This window comes from Bradyrhizobium sp. CCBAU 45394 (assembly GCF_028128655.1).
Classification (GTDB): domain Bacteria; phylum Pseudomonadota; class Alphaproteobacteria; order Rhizobiales; family Xanthobacteraceae; genus Bradyrhizobium; species Bradyrhizobium diazoefficiens.
Window position 1 is genome coordinate 423,701 of record NZ_LBIX01000175.1, and the last position, 26,787, is coordinate 450,487.

General features: G+C 64.6%; 24 protein-coding genes and 1 tRNA gene. 15 read left to right on the forward strand and 10 right to left on the reverse strand.

Annotated features, from left to right (window positions below; genetic code table 11):
* Window positions 1-160 precede the first annotated feature (160 nt).
* The 12 genes from WN73_RS37195 (at window position 161) to WN73_RS37250 (ending at window position 17,131) form a co-directional block, all read left to right on the forward strand.
* A complete protein-coding gene (locus tag WN73_RS37195) occupies window positions 161-1,132 on the forward strand; it encodes a sensor histidine kinase (protein WP_011083714.1) in 972 nt (323 codons plus the stop codon).
* 198 nt (window positions 1,133-1,330) lie between these two features.
* Window positions 1,331-3,067 (forward strand): putative bifunctional diguanylate cyclase/phosphodiesterase, encoded by a 1,737-nt coding sequence (locus WN73_RS37200; RefSeq protein ID WP_028172586.1) that lies wholly within the window; start codon window positions 1,331-1,333, stop codon window positions 3,065-3,067.
* Window positions 3,068-3,328: 261 nt separating this feature from the next.
* On the forward strand, window positions 3,329-4,771 hold the full coding sequence (locus tag WN73_RS37205) for a sigma-54 interaction domain-containing protein (RefSeq protein ID WP_011083712.1): 1,443 nt from the start codon (window positions 3,329-3,331) through the stop codon (window positions 4,769-4,771).
* 195 nt (window positions 4,772-4,966) lie between these two features.
* Entirely contained in the window at window positions 4,967-6,277 is a 1,311-nt protein-coding gene (locus tag WN73_RS37210) for an MFS transporter (RefSeq protein ID WP_039186767.1), read from the forward strand.
* Window positions 6,278-6,390: 113 nt separating this feature from the next.
* Window positions 6,391-8,439, forward strand: coding sequence for an acyl CoA:acetate/3-ketoacid CoA transferase (locus WN73_RS37215; protein ID WP_271557207.1), 2,049 nt, complete (start codon window positions 6,391-6,393; stop codon window positions 8,437-8,439).
* A gap of 111 nt (window positions 8,440-8,550) precedes the next feature.
* Complete coding sequence (locus WN73_RS37220; protein WP_028172584.1) at window positions 8,551-9,735, forward strand: substrate-binding domain-containing protein; 1,185 nt, start codon at window positions 8,551-8,553, stop codon at window positions 9,733-9,735.
* 178 nt (window positions 9,736-9,913) lie between these two features.
* Entirely contained in the window at window positions 9,914-10,678 is a 765-nt protein-coding gene (locus WN73_RS37225) for an ABC transporter ATP-binding protein (RefSeq protein WP_271557208.1), read from the forward strand.
* Window positions 10,675-11,397 carry a branched-chain amino acid ABC transporter ATP-binding protein gene (locus WN73_RS37230; RefSeq protein ID WP_011083707.1) on the forward strand — a complete coding sequence of 241 codons (723 nt, stop codon included), beginning with the start codon at window positions 10,675-10,677 and terminating at the stop codon, window positions 11,395-11,397. The genes WN73_RS37225 and WN73_RS37230 overlap by 4 nt, the downstream gene beginning before the upstream one ends.
* Window positions 11,394-12,404 carry a branched-chain amino acid ABC transporter permease gene (locus WN73_RS37235; RefSeq protein ID WP_028172582.1) on the forward strand — a complete coding sequence of 337 codons (1,011 nt, stop codon included), beginning with the start codon at window positions 11,394-11,396 and terminating at the stop codon, window positions 12,402-12,404. The genes WN73_RS37230 and WN73_RS37235 overlap by 4 nt, the downstream gene beginning before the upstream one ends.
* Complete coding sequence (locus WN73_RS37240) at window positions 12,401-13,486, forward strand: branched-chain amino acid ABC transporter permease (protein WP_028172581.1); 1,086 nt, start codon at window positions 12,401-12,403, stop codon at window positions 13,484-13,486. The genes WN73_RS37235 and WN73_RS37240 overlap by 4 nt, the downstream gene beginning before the upstream one ends.
* A gap of 173 nt (window positions 13,487-13,659) precedes the next feature.
* Entirely contained in the window at window positions 13,660-16,770 is a 3,111-nt protein-coding gene (locus WN73_RS37245) for a bifunctional diguanylate cyclase/phosphodiesterase (RefSeq protein ID WP_028172580.1), read from the forward strand.
* A gap of 284 nt (window positions 16,771-17,054) precedes the next feature.
* A tRNA-Arg gene (locus WN73_RS37250) sits at window positions 17,055-17,131 on the forward strand.
* Window positions 17,132-17,158: 27 nt separating this feature from the next.
* On the opposite strand, the gene WN73_RS37255 is transcribed toward WN73_RS37250, so the two are convergent.
* Window positions 17,159-17,368, reverse strand: a complete 210-nt coding sequence (locus tag WN73_RS37255; protein WP_011083684.1) for a hypothetical protein — start codon at window positions 17,366-17,368, stop codon at window positions 17,159-17,161.
* A gap of 214 nt (window positions 17,369-17,582) precedes the next feature.
* On the opposite strand from WN73_RS37255, the gene dinB reads away from it, so the two are divergent.
* Window positions 17,583-18,683 carry a DNA polymerase IV gene (dinB, locus tag WN73_RS37260; RefSeq protein ID WP_028172579.1) on the forward strand — a complete coding sequence of 367 codons (1,101 nt, stop codon included), beginning with the start codon at window positions 17,583-17,585 and terminating at the stop codon, window positions 18,681-18,683.
* Window positions 18,684-18,746: 63 nt separating this feature from the next.
* On the opposite strand, the gene WN73_RS37265 is transcribed toward dinB, so the two are convergent.
* The 4 genes from WN73_RS37265 to WN73_RS37280 all read right to left on the reverse strand — a co-directional run bounded on the left by WN73_RS37265 (window position 18,747) and on the right by WN73_RS37280 (window position 21,273).
* Window positions 18,747-19,130 carry an SHOCT domain-containing protein gene (locus tag WN73_RS37265; RefSeq protein WP_028172578.1) on the reverse strand — a complete coding sequence of 128 codons (384 nt, stop codon included), beginning with the start codon at window positions 19,128-19,130 and terminating at the stop codon, window positions 18,747-18,749.
* 389 nt (window positions 19,131-19,519) lie between these two features.
* Window positions 19,520-19,747, reverse strand: coding sequence for a DUF3551 domain-containing protein (locus tag WN73_RS37270; RefSeq protein WP_028172576.1), 228 nt, complete (start codon window positions 19,745-19,747; stop codon window positions 19,520-19,522).
* Between the two features lie 242 nt (window positions 19,748-19,989).
* Entirely contained in the window at window positions 19,990-20,283 is a 294-nt protein-coding gene (locus tag WN73_RS37275) for a hypothetical protein (protein ID WP_028172575.1), read from the reverse strand.
* Window positions 20,284-20,586: 303 nt separating this feature from the next.
* Window positions 20,587-21,273, reverse strand: coding sequence for a DNA-3-methyladenine glycosylase I (locus tag WN73_RS37280; RefSeq protein WP_028172574.1), 687 nt, complete (start codon window positions 21,271-21,273; stop codon window positions 20,587-20,589).
* A 207-nt stretch (window positions 21,274-21,480) separates the two neighbouring features.
* Between WN73_RS37280 and WN73_RS37285 the strand changes: the two genes are divergently transcribed.
* Window positions 21,481-22,308: a metallophosphoesterase family protein gene (locus WN73_RS37285; protein WP_271557209.1), complete on the forward strand. Its 828-nt coding sequence runs from the start codon at window positions 21,481-21,483 to the stop codon at window positions 22,306-22,308.
* Here the strand turns inward: WN73_RS37285 and WN73_RS37290 are convergent.
* From WN73_RS37290 to WN73_RS37310, 5 genes are all read right to left on the reverse strand, one after another.
* Window positions 22,247-22,732, reverse strand: coding sequence for a Crp/Fnr family transcriptional regulator (locus WN73_RS37290; RefSeq protein ID WP_028172572.1), 486 nt, complete (start codon window positions 22,730-22,732; stop codon window positions 22,247-22,249). The genes WN73_RS37285 and WN73_RS37290 overlap by 62 nt on opposite strands.
* 85 nt (window positions 22,733-22,817) lie before the next feature.
* The gene (locus WN73_RS37295) at window positions 22,818-23,354 is read right to left on the reverse strand and encodes a GNAT family N-acetyltransferase (protein ID WP_028172571.1); all 537 of its coding nucleotides are present in this window, start codon (window positions 23,352-23,354) and stop codon (window positions 22,818-22,820) included.
* A gap of 121 nt (window positions 23,355-23,475) precedes the next feature.
* Entirely contained in the window at window positions 23,476-24,216 is a 741-nt protein-coding gene (locus WN73_RS37300) for a di-trans,poly-cis-decaprenylcistransferase (protein ID WP_011083674.1), read from the reverse strand.
* A 30-nt stretch (window positions 24,217-24,246) separates the two neighbouring features.
* The gene (locus tag WN73_RS37305; protein ID WP_028172570.1) at window positions 24,247-24,621 is read right to left on the reverse strand and encodes a transcriptional regulator; all 375 of its coding nucleotides are present in this window, start codon (window positions 24,619-24,621) and stop codon (window positions 24,247-24,249) included.
* On the reverse strand, window positions 24,608-25,225 hold the full coding sequence (locus WN73_RS37310) for a hypothetical protein (RefSeq protein ID WP_028172569.1): 618 nt from the start codon (window positions 25,223-25,225) through the stop codon (window positions 24,608-24,610). Before WN73_RS37310 ends, WN73_RS37305 begins: the two co-directional genes overlap by 14 nt.
* A 192-nt stretch (window positions 25,226-25,417) precedes the next feature.
* Between WN73_RS37310 and WN73_RS37315 the strand changes: the two genes are divergently transcribed.
* A complete protein-coding gene (locus WN73_RS37315) occupies window positions 25,418-26,662 on the forward strand; it encodes a S1C family serine protease (RefSeq protein WP_039186762.1) in 1,245 nt (414 codons plus the stop codon).
* Window positions 26,663-26,787: the final 125 nt, after the last annotated feature.

The window sequence follows — 26,787 nt, forward strand, 5'->3', positions numbered from 1 at the left end:
ACCTCTTGACGCCAAATGGCGGATACCGATCGACGACGACGCCGCGACAGTCGGCGCCGCGACGGTCACTATTCCTGCCGGCTCCCGACAAGGCAAGCTTTGCTTGCGCTGGCGAGATGCGTAACATTCGCAACGAACGCACCTCGCAACCGGGCGGCGCATGGAGAAGCTGATCGACGAATTCCGCAAGGGCTGGCAGGGCGCGGCACCTCCGTCGCTCGGCTTGAGCATTGCCTTTGCGGTGGCCTGCCTGCTCGTTGCGACGCTGGCGCGCTGGGGCCTCGCGCAAGTGCGGCCCGACGTCTACTTCACCCCGTACTTTCCGGCCGTGTTCTTTGCCGCCGCGTTCGGAGGCTTCCGGATCGGCATCGTGACGGCGATCGTCGGCGGCGTGCTCGGCGTCGTCGTGAATTTCAGCGATGCGCTTGCCGATCGCGCGCGTTTTGCCCTGCTGGCGCTCTACTGGGCCGTGAGCGCGCTGACCATCTGGGGCGTCGAGCACTATCGCACCATGCTGGCGGAGCAGCGCCGGATCTCCAAGCGCCTGATCGAGGAAGAAGACTATCGCAAGCTGCTGGTCGACGAGCTCCAGCACCGGCTGAAGAACAAGCTCTCGACAGTGCACGCCGTGATTCACCAGGTGCTGCATGACCAGCCGCAGGTCTGGGCCCGGGTCGATCCGCGGCTGCGATCGCTGGCCGCAACCGACGATCTGATCTCGCGGATCGACAAGGCCGGCTGCGACATCCGCGATCTCCTGATCTCGGAGCTCGGCCCCTACGGCCACGTCCGCTTCACCCTCAACGGCGACCGGCTGTTCCTGCCGGCGAAGCTCGCGGTCACGCTGTCATTGATGTTTCACGAGCTCGCCACCAATGCAGGCAAATACGGCGCATTCTCTGCGCCGCGCGGTCTACTGCAGGTGTCGTGGACCGTCAGCGACGATCGCTTGACCATCACCTGGGACGAGACCGAGGGGCCAACCGTGGACAAGGTGTCCGAGCCTGGCTTCGGCACCAAGCTGCTGAAATCGGCGCTTTCCGCCTTCGATGGCAGGACCGAGATCTCGTATCTGAAGACCGGGCTGCATTGCATCATGCAATGCCGCATCCCCCAAGGTGAAAGCCGCTAAAGCGAAAGCAGGCCCGCGCGCCCCGCTCGCGGTTTCGCTGGGCGCATTGACCCTCTGTTAATGACGATCGGCGCGCGTGCCGCATCGCCGCAAGACACCACCGTATTTCTCCGGACCCCTTAACCAAACTTAAGAGGGAACCACGCAAGATCGCGCCCATTGCAAAGGCGCGCTGAAACAACAAGATTCATGACTTCTATGAACGACAACAGATATTCCGGCGCGAGCGAAGCCGAACTCGGATTCCTCAAGGAAATCGTTAGAATGCTGCCGGCCGGCCTGACCGTTCAGGACGCCCATGGCGAGCTTCTGCTGGTTAACGATGCCGCAGCGGCGCAGCTCGGCATGGACGGCAGCCGTCCCTCGCCCGATCTGACGCCGCGCCGGGAAGCCTGCCGCCGGGCGCTGAGCGCCGGCCAGGCGGTCGTCACCGAGGAAGCCCTGCACGACGGCGCGGCGCGCCAGGTGCTGCTCACGACCCATCGCCCCGTTCGCCTCGCCGGACGAGAGCTCCTGATCTCCGCCTCCTCCGACATCACCGAGCAGAAGAATTTCGAGGACCAGCTGTTCCGCTCGGCCTATTTCGACGAGCTGACCGGCCTGCCGTCGCGGCGCGTGATCGAGCACCGCGCCAACAACCTGCTCGCGCGCGATGGCGGCGGCGAGCGCTTCGCGCTCGCCTTTCTCGACGTCGACAATTTCAAGCACATCAACGACTATTACGGCCACGCCGTCGGCGATGCGCTGCTGGTCGAGCTGGCGAAGCGGCTCGGGCGCGACCTGCGCGATTCCGACATGCTGTCGCGCATCTCGGGCGACGAATTCCTGCTGCTGCTCTCCCCGATCCAGGGCCAGGAGGAAGTCGCCGAATTCATGCAAGCGACGCTGGAGCGGCTGACCGCGCCGTTCTTCATCGACCATTCGGAGGTCTTCGCCTCGACCTCGGTCGGCATCAGCATCTATCCCGATCACGGAAGCAGCTTCGAGATGCTGCGTCAGAACGCCGACATCGCGATGTACCGCATCAAGAACGACGGCAAGGGATCGGCCGCCTTCTTCGACGCCAGCATGGAGCGCGAGGCGCTGGCGCGGACCAAGATCGAGCAGTCGCTGCGGCTCGCCATCCTGGAGAAGCGCTTCTGCTGCGCGTTCCAGTCCAAGGTCGACATCCGCACGCAGGCCGTGAAGGGCATCGAGGCCCTGGTGCGGCTGCGCGACGACGAAGGCGTGATCCAGGCGCCGGGCTCGTTCATCAACCTTGCCGGCGAGCTCGGACTGATCGACGAGCTGACCCATCTCGTGCTCGCCGAGATCGTCAAGTCGATCGACCTGATCAACGACACGTTCGGCGCGGACGCCTCGATCAGCATCAACGTCGCCGCCAGGCAGGCCGGCAATCCCGAGTTCATGCGCAGCTTCGCGCAGGCGCTGGACAACACCGGCTTTCCCCAACGCTTCATGATCGAGCTGACGGAAGAGGCCTTCGTCGCCAAAAGCCATTTCCAGTCGGAAATCCTGCCGATGTTCCGCAAGCTCGGCGTCGGCATCTCGATCGACGATTTCGGCACCGGTTATTCCTCGCTCTCGGCGCTCGCCGACATCACGGCCGACGAGATCAAGATCGACCGCTCCTTCATCACCGACATCCATAAGCGGCCGCGCAGCCAGGGCATCCTGCGCGCGATCGAATCCTTGAGCGAAGCGCTCGGCATGACCGTGATCGCCGAGGGCCTCGAATCCTACGAGGAGCTCGCCTACCTGCAGGCCGCGACCAAGATCCGCTACGCGCAGGGCTATTATTTCTCGCGGCCGATCTTCCTGGAGGAGCTGAAGCTCGCAACACCCGTCGCCAGCGAGTCCCGCGCCAGCGTGGCCAGCCGCCCGATGCAGCAGAACCGACACGGCTATTCGCGGGCGGGCGGGTATCGGCGGTAGGGCGACAGCGGCGCAACAAACACCGCCGTCGTCCTGGCGAAAGCCAGGACCCATTACCCCAGGCAGGTGTCGTGGCGCGGGATGGTGACCACGAGTCTTCGCCAAACAGCTTCCTGGGGTAATGGGTCCTGGATCGGCGCTCGCTTTGCTCGCTTGTCCAGGACGACGACCGAGAATGGGTCGCGAAGCCAGCGCCAATTCTCCCCTTTGAAATTACTGCCCTTTTGGTAATAAACAGGCGGGCTTCCCGCGAGGCACGCCATGTCCGGTCCCTCTTCTGTCGTCAGCGATCCCGCCTATATCCGCGCACGCGCCATGGAGACGCTGTTCGAGCGGCTGGAGCATCTGTGCGAGGGCGCCATCGCGATCGATCGCAGCGGACGCGTGGTGTATGTCAACGAGAAATACGTCACCGCGATGGGCCTCTCGCATGAATCCGAGGCGCTCGGCCGCCCGATCGAGGAGGTCATCCCCAACAGCCTGATGCGCAGGGTCGTGGAGACGGGTGAACCGATCATCCTCGACATCATGGAGCTCGGCGGCGAGCAACTCGTCGTGACCCGCATGCCGATCGAGGACGAGAAGGGGAATATCATCGGCGCGATCGGCTTCGTACTTTACGACCGCCTCGAGGGCTTGAAGCCACTGCTCGGTCGCGTCGCCCAGCTCGAGAACGATTTGCGGCTGGCGCGGCGGCAATTGTCGCATGCGCGCGCCGCCCGGTTCACTTTCGACGACTATGTCGGTGCAACCGCCGGCATCGCACAGGCCAAGGAGCTTGCAGCGCGCGCAGCGCGCCAGAGCGTCACCGTTCTGCTCACCGGGGAGACCGGCACCGGCAAGGAGATGCTGGCGCAGGCCATCCACAACGCCTCCGCCCGCGCCGAAAAGCCGTTCGTCAGCGTCAACGTCGCGGCGATCCCGGATACGCTGATCGAATCGGAGTTCTTCGGCGCCGCGCCGGGCGCCTATACCGGCGCGGACCGCAAGGGTCGCGACGGAAAATTCCGGATCGCCGACGGGGGCACGCTGTTTCTCGACGAGATCGGCGAGATGCCGCTGCAATTGCAGGCCAAGCTGCTGCGCGTGCTCCAGGAGCGCGAGATCGAGCCACTCGGCTCCGACAAGGTCACCAGGGTCGACGTGCGCGTGATTGCGGCCACCAATGTCGACCTGCACAAGCGGGTCAGCGAGGGGACATTCCGGGCGGATCTCTACTACCGGCTGAACGTGCTCTCGATCGAGCTGCCGCCCCTGCGCCACTGCCTGGACGACCTGCCCGAGATCTGCGGACGGCTGCTCGAGGACATCAGCGCATCCGGCGACTACCTCAATGCCAGGATCACGCCGAGCGGTCTGGCTGCGCTTGCGCGTTATGGCTGGCCCGGCAACGTCCGCGAACTGCGCAACATCCTGGAACGCGCGCTGATCCTGAGCGATTCAGGACGCCTCACCAGCGACGACTTCGATCGCATTCTCCCCGTCGGCGCGGAGACGGTGCCCACGGCACCATCGCGGCCGGCCGGCCTCGTCCTGCCCTATGCGGAAGCCGAGGCCGAGTTCGAGAAGCACACGCTGGAACAGGCGCTCGCCGCCAGCAACGGCCAGATCTCGGAGGCCGCCAAGATGCTCCAGATCTCGCGCGCGACCTTCTACAAGAAGCTCGCCAAGTTCGGCCTCGCCTCGGGAGCCGCATCCGTCTGAGTTGCGAGACATCGCGTGTCCGGAGTCTCGGACTCCAGACACGGCGCGCTGCCGTTCTGTCCCGGATCAGGCGCTGAAACTGCTGGGTTTTCAGCCATTTTGCGCAAACCTGTGGCATCTGGCGCGGAGCTTGCTCTTCGCTCTGCACAATGACGCGTGCTGCACATGCGCATTCGCAACCAGGGAGGACGCAAGATGAGTGAAGCGATCTCAGTCCATCAGCTTGAGGCGAGACAGCCCTCGCACGTGACCGTCGCCACCGCGAGCCTGATCGGCACGGCCATCGAGTGGTACGACTTCTTCCTTTACGGCACCGCCGCGGCGCTGATCTTCAACAAGCTGTTCTTCCCGACCTTCGACCCCATGATGGGAACGCTGCTGGCGTTCGCGACCTACGCGCTCGGCTTCATCGCGCGTCCGCTCGGCGGCGTCGTGTTCGGCCACTACGGCGACAAGATCGGCCGCAAGACCATGCTCTATCTGACCCTGCTGATCATGGGCGCGGCGACCGCCGCGATCGGCTTCCTGCCGACCTACGAGACCGCCGGCATCTGGGCCGCGGTCCTGCTGGTGACCTGCCGGCTGATCCAGGGCTTTGGCCTCGGCGGCGAATGGGGCGGCGCGGTGCTGATGGCGGTCGAGCATGCGCCCGCGGACAAGAAGGGATTCTACGGCAGCTGGCCGCAACTCGGGGCGCCGCTCGGCCTCGTGCTCGGCACGCTGGTGTTCTCGGTGGTGTCCGCGATGCTGACCGACGCACAGCTTCTTTCCTGGGGCTGGCGCATCCCGTTCCTGTTCTCGATCGCGCTGGTGCTGGTGGGCCTGTGGATTCGCTTCACCATCGCGGAATCGCCGGAGTTCCAGAAGGTCAAGGACACCAAGCAAGAGGTCAAGATGCCGATCCTCGAGGCGATCCGGATGTATCCCAAGAACATCCTGCTCGCGATGGGCGCGCGCTTTGCCGAAAACGGCTTCTTCTACATCTACGCGACCTTCGTGCTCGCCTATGCGACGCAATCGCTCGGCATGAACAAGCAGGACATGCTCAACGGCGTGCTGATCGGCGCGGCGATCGAGACCTTCACCATTCCCGCCTTCGGCGCGCTCTCCGACCGGCTCGGGCGGCGGCCGATCTACATCTTCGGCGCGGTGTTCTCGGCGCTGATGTCGTTCCCGCTATTCATGCTGCTTTCGACCAAGAACCCGCAATATGCCTGGATCGCGATCGTGCTCGGCCTCGCCGTCGGTCACGCCGCGATGTACGGCCCGCAGGCGAGCTTCCTGTCGGAGCTGTTCGGCACCAAGGTGCGCTATAGCGGCGTCTCACTCGGCTACAACCTCGCCTCGATCTTCGCCGGCGCATTGTCGCCGCTGATCGCGACGGGATTGATGACGGCGTACGCGCCGGCGACCTGGCCGATCTCGCTCTACATGATCGCGCTGGCGATCATCACCGTCGTGTCGGTCTATTTCGCCACCGAAACACGCAAGATAGTGCAGTCCTGAACGTCCTGACGATACCTCTCGTCGCGAGGAGCAGCCTGTTCCGGGCCTGCTCCCCGCGCTAGGATCGACGCACAGCAACGACGGCATACCGTCCAGGGATCGGGAGGAACGCCGTGAGCCATCATCCAGCTCTGCCCTATCTGCGCAATTCCGAGAAAGGCAAGGTCGTCACGGCGGCCGAAGCGGTCATGCTGATCCGCGACGGCGACACCGTCGCGACCGGCGGCTTCGTCGGCATCGGCTTTGCCGAGGAGATCGCGATCGCACTGGAGGAGCTCTATCTCTCACACGAGGGCGATGCGCCCTACACGCAGGGCAAGCCGCGCAATCTGACGCTCGTCTACGCGGCCGGCCAGGGCGACGGCAAGCATCGCGGCCTCAATCATTTCGCGCATGAAGGCCTGGTCCGGCGCGTGGTCGGCGGGCACTGGGGCCTTGCCCCGAAGCTCCAGCAGCTTGCGATCGCCAATCAGATCGAGGCCTATAACCTGCCGCAGGGCGTCATCACGCATCTGTTCCGCGACATCGCCGCGCGCCGGCCCGGCCACATCACCCGCGTCGGCATGGGCACCTTCGTCGACCCTCGCAATGGCGGCGGCAAACTGAATGCGCGCACCACCGAGGACATGGTGGAGCTGATCAAGATCGGCGGCGAAGAATGCCTGCTCTACAGGACGTTCCCGATCGATATCGGGATCATCCGCGCCACGACGGGCGATCCCGACGGCAATCTCACAATGGAGAAGGAGGCGCTGACGCTGGAGGCGCTCGCGATCGCCATGGCGGCGCATAATTCCGGCGGCATCGTCATCGCGCAGGTCGAGCGCGTCGCCGAGAGCGGCAGCCTCAATCCGCGCCAGGTCAAGATTCCCGGCATCCTCGTCGACTGCGTCGTCGTGGCGAGGCCTGAGAACCACTGGCAGACCTTCGGCACGCAATACAATGCGGCCTTCTCGAGCGAGATCCGGGTCCGCGCCGCCTCCCTGCCCGTGATGCCGGTCAGCGAGCGCAAGATCATCGCCCGGCGCGCCGCGCTCGAGCTCAAGGCCAACAGCGTGGTCAATCTCGGCATCGGCATGCCCGAAGGGATCGCTTCGGTCGCAAATGAAGAGCGGATCATCGATCTCATCACGCTGACGGCGGAGCCCGGCGTGATCGGCGGCATTCCGGCGAGCGGGATCGATTTCGGCGCGGCGATCAACACCCAGGCGGTGATCGACCAGCCGTATCAATTCGACTTCTACGACGGCGGCGGCCTGGATGCCGCCTTCCTCGGGCTCGCCCAGGTCGATCGCGCCGGCAACCTCAATGTCAGCAAGTTCGGGCCGAAGCTCGCGGGCGCCGGCGGCTTCATCAACATCAGCCAGAACGCCAAGGAGGTCGTCTTCGTCGGCACGTTCGGCGCCGGCAAGCAGCGCATTGCGGTGAACGACGGAAAGCTCGCCATCCTCGACGAGGCGAGGTCGCGCAAATTCGTCAACAGCGTCGAGCACGTCACCTTCAGCGGCCCCTTCGCCGCGACACGGGGGCAGCGCGTGCTCTATGTCACCGAACGCTGCGTCTTCGCGTTGCGGCCCGACGGGCTCGAGCTCATGGAAATAGCGCCCGGCATCGACATCGAGCGCGACATCCTGCGCCTGATGGATTTCAAGCCATTGATCCCGCGCGACCCTATCCTGATGGACACCCGCATCTTCCGCGACGGCCCCATGGACCTGCGCGAGCGACTGCTGACCATTCCGCTCGACCAGCGCTTCACGCTCGACGAGCAGCAGAACCTGTTCTTCGTCAACCTGGAACGCTATCCGCTGCGCAGTAAGGCCGAGATCGATGCGATCGCGGCCCTCGTCGAGGCGAAGCTCGCCCCGCTCGGCCGCCGGGTCTACGCCATCGTCAACTACGACAACTTCTCGATCCTGCCGGAGCTGATGGACGACTATTCGGCCATGGTGCGCAGCCTCGTCGACCGCTTCTATTCCGGCGTGTCGCGCTACACCACGTCCGGCTTCCTGCGCATCAAGCTCGGCGAAGCGCTGGAGAAGCGCGGCGTCGCGCCGCACATCTTCGAGAGCGCGGAAGAGGCACAGTCGGACTGGCGGCAGATCGAGACTGCCGGCAGCCCCGCCGCATCAGGCGACACGCGCGTGACACGGCAGGCCTAAAAATGATGCATGCTCATGGGCCGCCGCAGTCCGCCGGAAGGATGAATTGCAATGTTCGTAACGTTGTGCAACTCGCTGTTACCGAGAAACTTTGAATCAGGAGGGACCATCGTGCGTCGATCACTCATCATAACAACAACCATCCTCGCCCTCGCCGCGGGCACCTCCGCACGGGCCGACGATCTCAAGGTCGCGCTGATCTACGGCAAGACCGGTCCGCTGGAAGCCTATGCCAAGCAGACCGAGACCGGCCTGCAGATGGGTTTTGAATACGCCACCAAGGGCACCATGACGCTCGACGGCCGCAAGATCGTCGTCATCACCAAGGACGACCAGGGCAAGCCCGATCTCTCCAAGGCCGCGCTCGCGGAAGCCTATCAGGACGACAAGGCCGATATCGCGATCGGCACGACATCGTCGGCCGCAGCGCTTGCCATTCTCCCGGTCGCCGAGGAGAACAAGAAGATCTTGATCGTCGAGCCGGCGGTCGCGGACCAGATTACCGGCGAGAAGTGGAATCGCTACATCTTCCGCACCGCGCGCAATTCGTCGCAGGACGCGATCTCGAACGCGGTCGCGATCGGCAAGCAGGGCGTCACCGTCGCAACGCTGGCGCAGGACTATGCCTTCGGCCGCGACGGCGTCGCCGCCTTCAAGGAGGCGCTTGCCAAGACCGGCGCGACGCTCGCCGCCGAAGAATATGCCCCGACCTCGACCACCGACTTCACCGCGGTCGGCCAGCGCCTGTTCGACGCGCTGAAGGACAAGCCGGGCCGCAAGGTGATCTGGGTGATCTGGGCCGGCGCCGGCAATCCGCTGGCCAAGCTCCAGGACATGGATCCGAAGCGCTACGGCATCGAGCTCTCCACCGGCGGCAACATCCTGCCGGCGCTCGCCGCCTATAAGGGCCTGCCCGGCATGGAAGGCGCCACCTATTACTTCTACGAGATCCCGAAGAACCCGGTGAACGACTGGCTGGTCGCCGAGCACCAGAAGCGCTTCAACGCGCCGCCGGACTTCTTCACCGCGGGCGGCTTCGCCGCCGCGATGTCCGTCGTCGCCGCCGTCACCAAGGCGAAGTCGACCGACACCGAGAAGCTGATCACCGCGATGGAAGGCCTGGAGTTCGACACGCCGAAGGGCAAGATGGTGTTCCGGAAAGACGACCATCAGGCGCTCCAGAGCATGTATCACTTCAAGGTCAAGGTCGATCCGAACGTCGCCTGGGCCGTGCTCGAGCCGGTGCGCGAGCTGAAGATCGAAGACATGGACGTTCCCGTCCGCAACAAGCGCTGAGCTCTCTTGCTTCACCTCTCCCGCCGGCGGGGGAGGCCGGGTGGGGGCTCTTCTCGCTCGGGGGTTCTCGATTGCTGAGACACCCTCTCCCCAACCCTCCCCCGCAAGCGGGGGAGGGAGCGCAGCGTGACCGCGGATACATCTCCATTTTATTCGCCAAACTCGGTCGAAACATCGAATGACGCTCTCTCTCGAAACCCGCGACCTCACCATCCGCTTCGGCGGCCACGTCGCGGTCAACAACGTCTCCTGCACGTTCCGCCCCGGCGAGCTCACCGCCATCGTCGGGCCGAACGGCGCCGGCAAGACCACCTATTTCAACCTGATCTCGGGCCAGCTGCGCGCATCAAGCGGCAGCATCCTGTTCGACGGTACCGACATCACCCAGCATTCCGCGCCGCTGCGCACCCGCGCGGGCCTCGGACGCGCCTTCCAGCTCACCAACCTGTTTCCGAACCTCACCGTGGAAGAGAACGTCCGCCTCGCGGTACAGGCCGCGAACGGCACCCATTACGACATGCTGCGGCCGTGGATGGTCCGCCGCGACCTGATCGCGCGCGCCGCCGCCATCCTGGACCGGGTCGCGCTCGGTGGCCGCCGCGGCGTCGCCGCGACCGCGCTGTCGCATGGCGACCAGCGCAAGCTGGAGGTGGCGCTGATGATCGCGCTGGAGCCGAAGGTGTTCATGTTCGACGAGCCGACCGCCGGCATGAGCATCGACGAGGTGCCTGTCGTGCTCAACCTGATCGCGCAGCTCAAGCAGGACAGGAGCAAGATCATTCTCCTGGTCGAGCACAAGATGGACGTGGTGCGCTCGCTGGCCGACCGCATCATCGTGCTGCATAACGGCCAGCTCGTCGCCGACGGCGTACCTGCCGAAGTGATCGCCTCGCCGATCGTGCAGGAGGCCTATCTCGGCATCGCACCGAAGAGCGCAGCATGACCGAGCTGTTGAAACTCTCCGGCGTGCACACCCATATCGGCCGCTATCACATCCTCCAGGGCATCGATCTCGTCGTCCCGCAAGGACAGACCACGATGCTGCTCGGCCGCAACGGCGCCGGCAAGACCACGACGCTGCGCACCATCATGGGCCTGTGGCAGGCCTCGAAGGGCGAGATCAGCCTCGCCGGGATGCGCATCGAGAGCCGCGCCACGCCCGACATCGCCCGGCTCGGCGTCGGCTACGTGCCCGAGAGCATGGCGGTGTTCTCCGATCTCACGGTGAAGGAGAACCTCGTGCTGGCGGCCCGCGACGGGCCGCTCGACGACGCTCAGCTCGACTGGATCTTCGGCTTCTTCCCGGCGTTGCGCCGGTTCTGGCTGTCGCGCGCGGGAAGCCTCTCGGGCGGACAGAAGCAGATGTTGTCGATCGCGCGCGCCATTATCGAGCCACGAAAGCTGCTGCTGATCGACGAGCCGACCAAGGGGCTGGCGCCCGCCATCGTCATGGCGCTGATCGAGTGCCTGAAGGAGATCAAGCGCAAGGGCGCCACCATTCTCCTGGTCGAGCAGAACTTCTTTGCCGCGCGCGAGCTCGGCGACAACGTGCTGGTCATGGACAACGGCACCATCGTTCATCGCGGCGAGATGGCGGCGCTCGCCGCCGACGTGCCGCTGCAGGAGCGGCTGCTCGGCCTGAGCCTGGAGGCGCATCAGTGACAGAACTTGCCGCAAACGATCCGCTGCCGAAGCCGAAGCGCGACATCGCGCCGATCCTGCTGCCGATCGCGCTCGCCCTCCTGGTGATCCCGCTGGTCGGCTCGCCCAGCACCTGGCTGACGCTGACCGCCGCGAGCCTCGCCATGGGCATGATGATCTTCATCATGGCCTCCGGGCTGACGCTGGTGTTCGGCCTGATGGACGTGCTCAATTTCGGTCATGGCGCCTTCATCGCCGTCGGCGCCTATGTCGCAACCCTGGTGCTGGCACCGTTTGCGGCGTCCATTCAGGCCGATTCGCTCTGGATGAACCTCGCGGTGCTGGCGCCGGCTGCGCTCCTCTCGATGGCGATGTCCGGCGCGCTCGGCCTGATCGTCGAGCGCGTGCTGATCCTGCCGGTGTACGGCCAGCACCTGAAGCAGATCCTGATGACGACCGGCGGCCTGATCGTCGCCGAGCAGACGCTCTATGCGCTGTGGGGGCCGCAGATCATCCCGATGCCGCTGCCCACCTCGCTGCGCGGCTCCTTCATCCTCGGCGACGTCGCGATCGCCAAGTACCGCGTGCTGGCGACGCTGATCGGCCTTGCCGTCTTCATCGCGATCCAGCTCGTGCTCAACCGCACCAAGCTCGGCCTGCTGATCCGCGCCGGGGTCGAGAACCGCGAGATGGTCGAGGCGCTCGGCTATCGCATCCGCCGCCTGTTCCTCGGCGTGTTCATGACGGGCTCCGCGCTCGCAGGCCTCGGCGGGGTGATGTGGGCGCTCTATCGCGAGCAGGTCCACGCCTCCATGAGCGACGACCTCACCGTGCTGATCTTCATCGTCGTCATCATCGGCGGGCTCGGGTCGATCGGCGGCTGCTTCATCGGCGCGATCCTGGTGGCGATGGTCGCCAATTACGGCGGCTTCCTGGTGCCGAAACTCGCCCTCGTCTCCAACATCCTGCTGATGGTCGCCATTCTGATGTGGCGGCCGCGCGGCCTCTATGCGGTGACCAGCCGATGATGATCCTCTCAGGCGATCCGCCGCGCAGCCGCGTTCTCACGCTCGTCCTCGTCCTCATCATCCTGGCGCTTGCGGCGACGCCGTTCCTGTTTCCCGGTGCCAAGGCGCTGAACGTTGCGGCCAAGATCTGCGTCTTCGCCGCGCTGGTCGCCTCCTACGACCTGCTGCTCGGCTATACCGGCTCGGTGTCGTTTGCCCACACCATGTTCTACGGCATCGGAAGCTACGCGATCGCGATCGCGCTGTACGGGATGGGTCCGAACTGGGCCGCGGTCGCAACCGGCATCGTCATCGGCCTGCCGCTTGCGGCTCTGCTCGCGCTCGCGATCGGATTGTTCTCGCTGCGGGTCGCGGCGATCTTCTTTGCCATGATCACGCTGGCGGTCGCCTCCGCCTTCCAGGTGCTGGCCTCGCAGCTGTCCTGGCTAACCGGCGGCGAGGATGGCCGCAGCTTCCAGCTGCCCGAACTGCTGCGCCCCGGCACGGTGCTGATCTCCAGAAACCTGTTCGGCTTCGAGGTCAACGGCCGCATTCTCACCTATTACCTCGTGCTCGCCATCTCGGCCCTGATGATCCTCGCATTGCTGCGCGTGGTGAACTCGCCGTTCGGCCGTGTGCTGCAGGCGATCCGCGAGAACCGTTTTCGCGCCGAGGCGCTCGGCTTCCGCACCGTGTTCCACCTGACCTACGCCAACTGCCTCGCGGCCCTCGTCGCCGCCAGCGCCGGCATCCTGAACGCATTGTGGCTGCGCTACGCCGGCCCCGACACCTCGCTCAGCTTCTCGATCATGCTCGACATCCTGCTGATGGTGGTGATCGGCGGCATGGGCACGATCTACGGCGCGATCATCGGCGCCACCATCTTCATCCTCGCGCAGAACTATCTCCAGTCGCTGATGGGCGTCGCCTCCAAGGCGGCGTCGGAAGCCGGGTTGCCGCTGCTGCCGGGACTTCTGCATCCCGACCGCTGGCTGCTGTGGCTCGGGCTGCTGTTCATTGCCAGCGTCTATTTCTTCCCGACCGGCGTGGTCGGACGGCTGCGGAGTGGCGGCGGTGACAAGAGCGCGGGCGCCTCGCATTAAGCTGCCGTTAGTGATGCAGCGCAGCGATTGTTACGCGCATCGCGCAACCGCGGAGCGATTCCCGCCCAGCTGCATGCGGCCGGGCCGTGCAACCGCATTAATGCTCAGGTAACCGGCTTTCCTAAGGTTTGGGCCATTTGTGCGGTGTATTCATGTTCCTCCAGGGAGGGGGAATGCGCCAGGTCTTTTCCACGGTGGCAGCCGGAATGTCCTTAGCCGCAAAGAGCGGCTGGGCGGCCTTGGCGCGGCGTGGTCCTGTCCTGTGGCTGACCCTGTGCGGCGTGTTGCTGGTCGCGGGGATCTTCGCCGTGACCGCCATGGCCGTCGGCGAATTCCGCGAGCGAACCCTCGCCAACCGCGAGCGCGAGCTGGAAAACACGGTGCAGCTGATCGCGCGGCATTTCGATCAGCAATTCGAGGATTCCGACGTCGTCGCCGCCGATCTGATCGGGCAGATGAACCTGCCGGGCATCGCCTCGCCCGGGATGTTCCGCGAGCGCATGTACGGACCTGCCACAAACCAGATGCTGCGCAGCAAGGTCAGCTCGGTCTCCTATCTCGGAGACATCGCGATCTACGATGCCGACGGCGAACTGATCAACTGGTCGCGGGCCCAGCCGTTGCCGAAGATCAACATCTCCTCGCGCGCCTACTTCCAGACCTTCAAATCGGACCCGATGGCCGAACCGGTGCTGCTGGAGTCCGTCCGCAGCTTCATCATCGGCAAATGGACCACGGTCGTCGCACGCCGGCTGAGCCTGCCGGACGGCACCTTCGTCGGTGCGATGGTCCGGCGGATCGATCCGGACAGCTACCAGAACTATTTCGCATCCGTGGCGCTCGCCGAAGGCACGGCGATCTCGCTGTTCGATCGCGAAGGCAAGATGCTGGCGCGCTATCCGCATGTCGAGGAGCTGATCGGCAGGAGCTTCAAGACCGCGCCGCTGATGCACAAGGTGCTGACCGAGGGCGGCCATCAAACGCTTCGCGTCAGGAGCCCGGTCGACGGCGAGGAGCGGCTTGGCTCAGCCGCGTCGCTGAACCATTTCCCGCTGGTCATCGTTGCCACCAACACCACGGCGGCGGCGCTTGCCGACTGGCGGCAGCAGACCGGCTTCATGGTCACGACGGCCGCGCTTTCGGCCGTCGTGATCGCGCTGATCCTCTTTCTGATCATCCGCCAGATCAACCGGCAGAACCGCGAAGCCCAGGAGGGAATCGAAGCGGAGCGGCTGCGGCTCGACACGGCCTTGAACAACATGTCGCAAGGGCTGATCCTGTACGACGCCGCCGGATACATCGTCACCTGCAACCGCCGGTACGCCGACATGTTCGGCCTCTCCCACGACGTCATCAAGCCCGGCTGTCACATCCGCGAGGCGATGTACCATCGCAAGGAACGTGACGCGTTCGACGGCGACGTCGAGGAATTTTGCGACGACGTCATGAGGACCGTCGCCGAAGGCACGGTCTCCACGAGAACCCATCAGATCGCCAACGGCCGCGCCTTCCAGGTCATCAATACCCCGCTCGCGCAGGGCGGATGGGTCGCCACGATCGAAGACATCACCGAGCGCCGCAACCTGGAACAGGAGCGCGATCGCAACCACACCTTCCTGCGCGAGATCATCGACCATATTCCCTCGCGCATCACCGTGAAGGACGCCCACACGCGGCGCTACCTCCTGGCCAACCAGGTGGCCGAGGAACAACTCGTCACCGCCCCCGAGACGATCGTCGGCAAGACCGCGTTCGACCTTTATCCGACGGACGCCGCCGAGATCATCACCCGGGACGACGACAAGCTGCTGCAATCGCCGGACGGACTATTTCTGGATGAGCACATCTGGAGCACCCCGACCATCGGACGGCGCTACATCACCTCGACCCGGATCGGCATTCGCGACAAGTCCGGCGAGCCGCGCTACATCATCAATGTCGTCGAGGACGTCACCGAGCGGCGGCGCGCCCACGAGAAGATCGCGCATATGGCGCACTACGATGCGTTGACCGACCTGCCGAACCGTACGTTGTTCCGCGAGCAGATCGAACGCGAGCTGGCGAAGGTCGCCGACGGCGGGCAGTTCGCGCTGCTCTACATCGACGTCGACGAATTCAAGGGCATCAACGATTCGCTCGGCCATCACGTCGGCGACGAGCTGTTGAAGGCGATCGCCACCCGCCTACGTGGCTGCCTCAAGAAGAGCGACCTGATCGCGCGGCTCGGCGGCGACGAGTTCGCAGTGATCCAGACCGGAATCCAGTCCCGTGCCGACGTGCTGTCCTTCGTGACGCGGATCTACGAGGCGATCCGGCAGCCCTATCACTGTCTCGGCCACCAGCTCTCCACCGACGCCAGCATCGGCATCGCGCTGGCGCCGCAGGACGGCAACGATCTCGACCAACTCATCAAGAACGCCGACCTCGCGATGTACGGCGCCAAGGCCGAGGGACGCCGCACCCACCGCTTCTTCGAGCCGGAAATGGACGCGTGCGCCAAGGCGCGCCTGACCATGGAGCAGGATCTGCGTCAGGCCCTGGTGAACGGCGGCTTCGAGATCCACTATCAGCCGCTGGTCGATCTGCGCTCGGGCGAGGTCTCCGGCTGCGAGGCGCTGCTGCGCTGGCGCCATCCCGAACGCGGCGGAATCTCGCCGGCGGAGTTCATTCCGATCGCCGAGGATACCGGCCTGATCAACGAGCTCGGCGACTGGGTGCTGCGCATGGCCTGCAACGAAGCCGCGACCTGGCCGGCGCATGTGCGGGTTGCGGTCAACGTCTCGCCGGTGCAGCTCAAATGCGACACGCTGGCGCTCAGGATCGCCGGCGCGCTCGCCGCCTCCGGACTCGATCCGCGCCGGCTCGAGCTCGAAATCACCGAGGCCGTGCTGATCCGCGACGACGAGGCGGCGCTCGCGATCCTGCACCAGCTTCGCGCGATCGGCGTGCGGATCGCGCTCGACGATTTCGGCACGGGCTACTCCTCGTTGAGCTATCTGAAGCGCTTCCCGTTCGACAAGATCAAGATCGACCGCTGCTTCGTCGCCGACATCGCGGAGACGAGCGGCGCGCCCGTGATCGTGCAGGCGGTGGTGAACATCGCCGCCGCGAGCCACATGACCACGGTCGCCGAGGGCGTCGAGACCGAGGCCCAGCGCGAGCTGCTCCGCGCGCTCGGCTGCACCGAGATGCAGGGCTATCTGTTCAGCGCGCCGAAGCCCGCCAGCGAGGTGCGAAAGCTGTTCGGCCCGAGCCACGCCGTTCCGGTGGCGGCGGTGGCCTGAGATGGCGAGATCCGCATCGCCGTCATGGCCTTGCGGATCGCCCATGGCGCCAGGGAGCCGGCGACCACGTCACCCTCAGCGTCGGCGTCGCCAGCCACATTCCCGGCGAGGCCGACGGCACCCCCGACCGGCTGCTGGGCCTGGCCGACCAGGCGCTCTATGCGGCAATACGGCTTGGCTGCGACAGCCTGCCGGTTCCTGGCCGCATTGCCCGCAAATCAACGTGGCCGAACACGGCGGAAGCGGTTGCCCACCCCTCGCCAATCGGCTAAATGAGGCCCACTGCACCCGTAGCTCAGCTGGATAGAGCGTTGCCCTCCGAAGGCAAAGGTCACACGTTCGAATCGTGTCGGGTGCGCCAGCCTTGTCGCCGTCTTCACGCCAGCGCCTAGCTGAGCATCGAGATCATCGTCTGGATCTGGTCCGAGGCGGACGCGACCAGGCCGTCGTAGGACGTCTGGCCGTGTGCGGCGGCCTTCAGGATGCATTCGGCCACAGCCGCTTTCAGACCGAAGACCGATTGATGGGCCGGTACGCTCGCCATCACGGTCTCCAGCGCTTGACGCATCGTGCGAATGAGCTCGGAGCTGTATTGCATGGGTTGTCCTCCGCGCCCTCATATTAGATCGCGTGCCCATGCTTGCCACTCACAAGCCTGAGACTGTTGTTTGAACCTGGTCGAGACTGAACGCCTCAATTCAAACGCCAGATGGCCGCATTGAGCAGGCCGGCAAACGCGAACCCAGGCTGCGTAAGGCGCGAAAAGCATCGATCGCCTCGCGCTTCTCCTTGCACGATTGTATCATCTCTCCATGAGCGATTCCGGCACGGTGACGGGCGAAACCTCGCCCGTCCGCAAGATCATCCATATCGACATGGATGCGTTCTATGCGTCCGTGGAGCAGCGCGACAATCCGGAGCTGCGCGGCAAGCCGGTCGCGGTCGGAGGCTCCGCCGAACGCGGCGTCGTCGCGGCCGCCAGCTACGAGGCCCGCAAGTTCGGCGTTCGCTCTGCCATGCCGTCGGTGACGGCGAAGCGGCAATGTCCCGACCTGATCTTCGTCAGGCCGCGCTTCGAGGTCTACAAGGCGATCTCCAGGCAGATCCGCGAGATCTTTGCCGAACACACCCCGATCATCGAGCCGTTGTCACTCGACGAGGCCTATCTCGACGTGACGGAAAACCTGCAGGGCATTCCGCTGGCACGCGACGTCGCGCTGCGGATCCGCGAGAAGATCAAGGCCGAGACGGGGCTCAACGCTTCGGCGGGCATCTCCTACAACAAGTTTCTGGCCAAGCTCGCCTCCGATCATCGCAAGCCCAACGGCCAGTTCGTGATCTCGCCGGAGATGGGACCCGCCTTCGTCGAGGCGCTGCCCGTCGGCAAGTTCCACGGGATAGGCCCGGCGACCAGCGCGAAGATGAATGCGCTCGGCATATTTACCGGTCGCGACATGCGTAACCAGACGCTGGAGTTCATGAACGCGAATTTCGGCAAGGCGGGCGCCTATTACTATTGGATCTCACGCGGTGTCGACGAACGTCCGGTGCGGGCCAACCGGATCCGCAAGTCGATCGGCGCGGAGACCACGTTCCAGGCCGACCTCGACGAATTCGAGGCGCTGGTCGCCGCGCTCAAGCCTCTCGTCGACAAGGTCTGGCGCCATTGCGAGGCGACCGGCAACCGCGGCCGCACCGTCACCTTGAAGATCAAATTTGCCGACTTCGAGATCATCACACGCAGCAGGTCCGCACCAACACCGGTTGCAGGCCGGGACGATCTGGAGCGGCTGACCTGCGGCCTGCTCGAAGTCGAGATGCCGCTGCCCAAGCGCGTCAGGCTGTTGGGCGTATCGCTGTCTGCCCTCCAGGACGGGGATGATCCGGAGCCGCAGCTGACTTTCGGCATTTGAACCGGATGGACGGTGACGGGATTTTTCAAACATCGCTTCCGAATGTGCCGCGCGCAATGACGGCTAGGAAACCAGCCTGGTGCGAAGCCGCCTGTACTCGTCATCCGTTACGGATCCCGCCTTTCTGAGCTGATCAAGCTTGGTAAGCTCGTCTGCAACGCTGAAGCCGACGATGTGCCGCAACTCCTCGCGCGCCCGTTGAGCTTGCTCGGCGTTACGTTCGGCCATGCTTCGCCCTTGCGTAATGAGGTATGCAAAGATGCCGAGGTAGGAGGTCAGAACCAGCACGAGCACCCATAGTGCCTTGCCCCACCCGGAGATGTCGTGGCGCCTGAACAGGTCGCCATAGATGACGATGAGCAGCCAGAACCAGACGACGAATGCGAATATCGCAATCATGTCCATCAGGAAATTTCGGTACGTGAATCCCTCTTGAACGAAGAACATTGCCATCCCCTCGTTGAATTACCGTTCTCGATCCGTCGCTCCACTTAACGGCAGTACCGATGCGACACGCGGTGCGACCTTCCGCTGCTCGAGCGGTACCAGCAGCTGCCGTTCCGCCAATAATATCTATGCCAATGCCGATGCCGCCGGTGGGCGCCGGCGATCGCTCCGGCCGTAGCTCCTATCGCAGCGCCGCGACGACCGCCGACGGCACCGCCGATGACCGCACCCCGAAGCGCGCTCTGAGGATACGATTCGCTGGAAGGGAACATTCCCGCGAACGCGAGCAGGATGACGAACAGTGCAAGCTTTCGCATCTGAGCGTGCCTTTCCTGATTGGACGCGTCTGCCGCGCAGATAACCGCAGAACGGTTTATCTCTGAGGGTGATCAGCGCCGCCGCGGAGCGGCATAGCGTGGATTGATGCCGCAATATGCGTTCGTGCCGGAAGCGGCAGCCAGACATTGCGGGCGTGTGGCGAACTGGCAATTGCCCGGAAAGCCCCAGTTGCGACCACGCAGGCAGTAACGATCCGCCTCGGCGGCCTGGGCCGGCCCCGAGAATACAACGGATAAAAATGTGGCAAGCAATGCCAGCATCGGAACGGCACGATGCATCTCGACCTCCATGGATGGATGGAGGCGAATTATATCGCCGACGCGTCGGCCATACCGCCAGTAAAAGCCCTTGCCAGACGCTGCGGCGTTTATTGATGCGACCTGAGGCGAAAAGCGCCCACGCTATCGCGAAAATCTCAAGCTCGGAGCTGCCTGAAGGCGGCCGTATCGATTGACGGCGTCACACCTTCACGGCGGGGGTCTCCCCCGCCGATCTGATCTTCCTTCACGACCGGCAATGGTCAATGCCTCACATGCTCAAACACGACGATCACACCCGTCGGCTCCGGCTCGTGGGCCATCAGGCGCGTGAGGTCGGCATCGCTCCAGTCGGCGAGGCTGACGACTTCGCCGGTCTGGCGCTCGGCGCCGAGCGACGGGGTCGGCTCGAGGACCTTCAGGCCCGTCTCGTCGACGAAGAAGGTGTGCTCGCCGAACATGCTGTTGAGCTGCGGCATTGCGGGATGCTCGTCGGGCAGCACCTGGGCGCCGAGTTGGTTGACGGTCTGCTTCACCTGTTCGGATGTGAGCTTCATGAGCTGCTCCGTTTCTGTCGTGCCGGGTTTCATTGAGTTGAGCTAGGACCGGCGTTCCCTGCGCCTGTGTCGCCTGGCTCAAATTCCCGAACCGGTGCTGCGCACAAATGTTCCGATGAAATGTATTTCGTGATCGCGAGTTTCATCCGCCGCGCTCACGGCACGGGTTCGCCACACGATGTCCACGATCTGCCTGTGAGCGGCTCTAATCGGCAGCTTCGACGATCCGAATGTCGCGGTCCGCGCCGTCGCCGAGCAAATCATGGGCAGCCTGATAGGCTTCTCCTGATGCCTTTTGATCCGTTACTCGCTCCTGACCTCGCCGACCGAGAGCGCGCAGATGCGTGACAGATATGTGTAGGGCAGACCGGTCTCCCCGGCCCAGGCGTTGAACTGCGCCTGCACTTTTGCGAGATCGCCCTTCGACTTCACCTCTTCGCCGATATCGAGGCCGGCACCGCGCAGGCAGGCCACGACATCCCTGGAGGTGACGAAACCGTCCCAGCCGACGAAGCGCAGCAGCATCTGGCCGGTATTGCCGCCGAGCCGGCTGCCGCGCTTGGTGAGGAGATCGAGCAGGCCGATTTCGTCGGACGACGGCCACTTCGCCAAAAACTTGCCGAAGCTGCCGTGCTCCTTTGCGATCGCCTGGACGAAGGCGGCGTTGTCGCGCACCGACATGATCTTGGCGCCGTTGCGCACGATCCGCGCATCGCGCAGCAGACCTTCCCAATAGTCTTCCGGCTGGAAGGTGAGCTTGGCCGGCTGGAAATGCAGGAAGGCCGCTTCAAAGCCGTCCCATTTCGAATCGATCACGCTCCAGGCAAACCCTGCGCAAAACACCCGCCGGGTCATCTCGGCGAGGATGCGGTCGTCGCCGAGCTTGGCCAGACGCTTGAGGTCGGGCTTGTCGGGCATCAGCCTGTCCAGCGCCTTGGGGCCGCCCTTGCGCTTCTCGGCGCGGGCACGAATGGTCTTGAAGGGGGTCATGCGGACACGAGCGATTGAGGATATGCCACGACAGCAGAATTCGATGGTCCGGTCCAGACCTGCGACGCCCGATGCCCTGCATGCCGCGATACGCCGCGGCATGCTCCGGCTCATTGGATTGACGCGAGGGGGCGGCCGTGCTGGTCTGCTTCTTGCTTTTTGCCGTTTTGGAATTCCCAGACAATTTCAATCGCGAACGGATTTCAAATGCGCTGCCTGGTCGTGGCTGACCTGCACTACGCGCTGCCGCAGTTCGACTGGCTGGTCAGCGCGGCGCCGCAATTCGACCTGGTGATCTTCGCCGGCGATGCGCTCGATATCGGCTCGATGGTGGATTTTCGCGCGCAGATCGTGGTGGTGAAGAAATACCTCGCGCTGCTTGCCGGGAAGACCCGCGTGATCATCTGCTCCGGCAACCACGACCTCGACGAGCGCAATGCGGAAGGCGAGAAGATCTCGCGCTGGATCTCGGAGGTGCGCGAGCTGGGCATCGCCTGCGACGGCGACAGCCTCACCATCGGCGACACCCTGTTCACGGTGTGCCCGTGGTGGGATGGACCGCTGGTCAAGCAGCGCATCGCCGACCAGCTCCGCGATGCCGCGGCGAGCCGGCCGCAGCGCTGGATCTGGGCGCATCATGCGCCGCCGGCGAATTCGCCGACGAGCTGGGGCGGCAAGCGCTTCTTCGGCGATGTCGAGGTGGTGCAGTGGATCATGCAGTATCAGCCGTCGATGGTGATCTCGGGACATGTGCATCAGTCGCCCTTCATCACCGACGGCTCGTGGTTCGACCGGCTGGGCCAGACCTGGGTCTTCAACGCGGGCCTGCAACCGGGCCGGCCGCCGACGCATATCGTGCTGGATCTCGATGCCGACAGGGCGTACTGGCTCGCGGCCGGCGAGGCGCAGTGGATCGACCTCGGCGCGCCGCTGAAGCGGCCGGCGGCATTTGTCGAGGCGCCGCCGGACTGGCTTACATTCTTGGATCGGATTGCCGATCCGAGCCTGGCGAGACCTCAAGCGGTGGCAAGTTGATCATGCTCTGAAGCACTTCGCCGACCATGGCCAGATGCGTGCCGTGGCCGGCATATTGCCGCTTGAGATCGGCAAGATAGGTGTTGGCGACGTTGAGCCGCTGCGCCAGCATCTTCGCGATCAGCAGCGCCACCCCCGGCTCCTGCTTCAGGAACGAGGCGGCATCCTCGAACTCGTAGACGATTGCATCGGAGCAGGCCCTGACCGTCGCGGTGTGCGGCTGGCCCAGCAGCACCGACATTTCGCCCAGCACCGCGCCCGGCTCGGTGACGGTGGCGACCACCATCTCGCCCTTGAGCACTTCGAGCTTGCCCTGCATCAGCACATAGAGATGGCCGCTGGTGCCGCCCTCGGTGACGAAAACCGTACCGGCCGCAACCTGCCGCTCCATTCCGCCGGTGCAATAATCCAGGACTGCGCGCATCGCCGAAGCTCCCATCGCTGGGGATACCCATCGCCGGGATACTAGAGCACGATCCGTGCCACGCGGCAATTCGACCTGTGTAGAGCTATCGCGACAGGTGCTTTGCGAGGTGAACCGACTGCCAGTCGCCGAGCCCGGTATCCCTGAACCCGGCCTTCTTCGCCAGGCCGCGCATTTCCGCGTTCGTCCGCGCGGTCTCGCCGGCGATCATCTCGTGGCCGAGATCGATCGCGCGCGTCTCCATCGCCGTCATCATCTGGAGGCCAAGGCCCAGGCGCTGGAAGGCGTCGGCGACCGAGATGGCAAACTCGCCGTGCCGTGCGGCCGCATCGTAGGCGTAGTGCGTTTCGCCGATGATGTTGCGCTGCCCCTCCTGCCTGAACTCGGCCAGCAAGGTGAAGTGACCGGGACGGTCGGCCTTCGCCACGCATTCGGCCGCGACCACGGCGAGGTCGGCGCGCGCCCCCATGAAACGCTTGTTGCGCGATGACGTGGACAGGCCGGTGAAATAGACCGACAGGTCCTCCACATCGGACGCACTGGCGGCCCTGATGCAGACCATCCCCTTCGCTTCGGCCAGTTCAACCGGCGCGACGACGCCCCCCGGAAACAGCTGTAGCATGCGTGACGCTCTCGGCAGGTTGCGTGAACCGCACACCTAGCCGAGACCGTGCACTTACCGCTTGGACATTGCTGCCAATCTTGCGGCCGAAAACGAACTGCGCGCCGCCCTATGCCGTACCTCACACCCGCGAGAGTGACGGCACCTCCTCGGGCATGATCGCCTGGAGGCCGCCGAAGCGCCGCTCACGGCCGTGGAACGCGGCGAGCGCCTCGGCGAGATCGCCCGCATCGAATTCCGGCCACATCCGCTCGGTGAAGTGCAGCTCGGCATAGGCGCCTTCCCACAGCAGGAAGTCCGACAGCCGCTTCTCGCCCGAGGTGCGGATGATGAGATCGACGTCGCGCAAACCGGCCTCGCCGGTGACGAGCTGCGAGAACGCCTCGCGGGTGAGGCTGGTCAGCGCCGCCGCCTTCGCCGCCGCGTTGAGGATGGCATCGCGCGCGGAATAATCGACGGCGATGCGGAGGTGGAGCGTGCTGCCGTGGGCGGTGGCCGCTTCGGCCCGCGCGATCGCATTCGCGATGCCGTCAGGCAGTCGGTCGCGACGGCCGATCACGGTGAGACGCACCCCGTTTTTCACCAGGCTCTGCACCTCGTTGGCGAGATAGAAGCGCAGCAGGGTCATCAGCGCTGCGACCTCGGCCTTCGGCCTTCGCCAATTGTCGGTCGAGAACGCATAGAGCGTCAGCGTGCCGATGCCCTGCTTGGGCGCCGCCTCGACGATGCGGCGGATCGTCTCGACGCCGGCCTCGTGGCCGCGCAGCCGCGACAGGCCGCGCCGCGTCGCCCATCTGCCGTTGCCGTCCATGATGATGCCGACGTGAAGCTTCTCGCTGCGAGAGGTCATGTCACTTTGCATTGCAAAGTCTCCGGTCAAAAAAGGGGAGGATCAGGTCGAGATGATACCGAGACGGCCGAGCGGCGGCGCTTCGCGACCGGCGGCCTTGGCGGCGTCGCGCACCAGGCGCTCGAGCACGGCCAGATAGTCGAGGAAGCGGCGGCGGCCTGCCCTGGTCAGCCGGCATGTGGTGTGCGGGCGATTGCCCTCATAGCCCTTGGTTACCTCGACGAGGCCGGCCTCCTGCAGCACGGCAAGATGCCGGCTGAGATTGCCGTCGGTAAGGCCGCAGAGCAGCTTGAGGTCGGCGAACGCCAGCCCCTTCGGATGCGCCATCAGCGAGGTCAGAAGCCCGAGCCTCGCCTTCTCGTGGATGACGCGGTCGAGCCCTTCATAGGAAAAAGGCGCGCTGTCAGTCTTCGACATCATGATCTCCGGACGCAAAATACAGAATGCCCGCCATCACCGACTGGCCGATCACGAAAGGCAGGCCCATGGTCCACGGCGACAGCGTGTGGGTTCGGCTCGCGAGCACCACGACCGCGAAACCCGAAACGAAATACCAGGCGCCGGCGAGCGCGACGGTGCGCGGCAGCGAGCGAATGGAGGCGAAGATGCCAAGCGACACCAGGATCTGCCACAGACCCGGCAACAGCCACAGCGTCTCACTCGCGAACTTCCACATCACCACCGCAAGCAGCACGCCGGCGACGCCTGCCGGAAGGAACTGCTCGACCGCCTGGTGGATCATGGCGTCGGCAAGGCCGGAATGATGGCGGCGCGAACGCGCGCGCATCTCGATCCCGATCATCAGGCCGGAGACCACGGCGGCGATGAACCAGCCGAAGAAAAAGCCGAGCGGCTCTCCGGTGGGGTCGCCGAGCAGCCAGAATTGCAGGATTGCCGTAATCAGCGCGACACCGCCGGTCGCGACCATGGTTGCCGGGCCGTAGCCGCGGAACGCCGTGCCGGCCGCAATCTGGCTGCGGATCGCCACGATGTCGGCCAGCGCCTTGTCGAGATCGCGCATCGGCAACGCCAGAACCTCGCTCGACCCCGCTTGTCGGGATCCGTTACTTTGTATTGCAAAGTATATAGCATTGCAAAGTAAGCGCAAGCCCGAAGGATGCCCCGAGGAAACACGCTTCAACAGAACAACTGCCGGTTGCGCCAATGGGGACCGGCCGGATAAGATGAGCCAATAGCGTTCCGGGGCGTGGAGATGTTCAAGACGACTGTTGTTGCGTGCGTGCTACAGATGATCCTGGCCGGGGTGGCCCATGCGGCGGGGCCTTTCGGCACGATCCGCGTCGGCAACTGGAACGGTGGCGCCTATTCCAATGATTCAACCGGCGCGTTCTCTCACTGCGCCGCAAGCACACCTTACGCCAACGGCGTCACCTTGCTTGTTGGCCAGGATGCAAACAGCTCTTGGCTGCTCGGCTTTGCCAATCCGGCATTTCGCTTCAAGAAGGGTGAGAACCTGACGATCGACGTAACCTTCGACGGTCAGGCCGAGGTAAGACTCTTCGCGACCGCGTTTTCCGAGGTGATGGTCTCGGCAGTTCTGCCCACCAACGTCGCCCGCGCGCTCCAGAAGGCGAGCCTGATGGTGGCGGTGGCGAGAGGTACGCCCTTTCAGTTCAGCCTGACGTCAACTGCGCCTTTGGTGGCTGCGATTACCAATTGTGTGACCAGAGTCAAAGCCGACGGCCTGGATAAGGCCGGCGATTTTACAAAGATTGCCGCCAAGCCGCAGACCGCGCCGGACAAGCAGGCATCACCGGCAACCGGCGGCAAATCTGCTCGAACCAAGAGCGGCACCGGCTTCGTGGTCAGCGCCAACGGCCACGTCGTCACCAACAACCATGTGATCGACGGCTGCGTCGGCGACATCAAGGGCAACCTCACCAGCGAGGCCTCGATGGCGCTGCGCGTTGTGTCCAGCGATGCGAACAACGATCTCGCTTTGTTGCAGGCGCCGTCGACGGCGGCTTTCAAGGACTTTGCCCGTATCCGCGACCGCTCGATCCGCTCCGGCGATTCCGTCATCGCGATCGGCTTTCCTTACCATGGAATGCTGACCTCGGACTTCACCGTGACGACCGGTATCGTGAGCTCACTCAGCGGCATGCGCAACGACACGCGCTTCCTGCAGATCAGTGCGCCAGTGCAGCCCGGCAACAGCGGGGGCCCGCTGTTCGACGCCACCGGGCAGATCGTGGGCGTCGTTACCGGAAAGGTCGACGCGCTCCGCATCGCCGTGGCGACCGGCAACATTCCCGAGAACATCAACTTCGCCATCAAGACCGGCGTGCTGCGCGACTTCCTCGACAATTCCGTGGTGCCCTATCAGACCGCCGAGCCTAAGGCCGAGCTCAAGACCACCGACATCGCCGGCAACGCGCGGCCCTATACGATGCTGATCTCGTGCAACGCGACGGAGCAGGCCGACGCGAAGCGGTAGCCCTCACGAGCAAGGCAAGCTGCCGCGCCGACCACTGCTGTCATTCCGCGCGAAGGCGGGGAATCCAGTACGCTGCGGCCTCTCGTCTCTATCACTCCCCTCTCGGAGTACTGGATCGCCCGGTC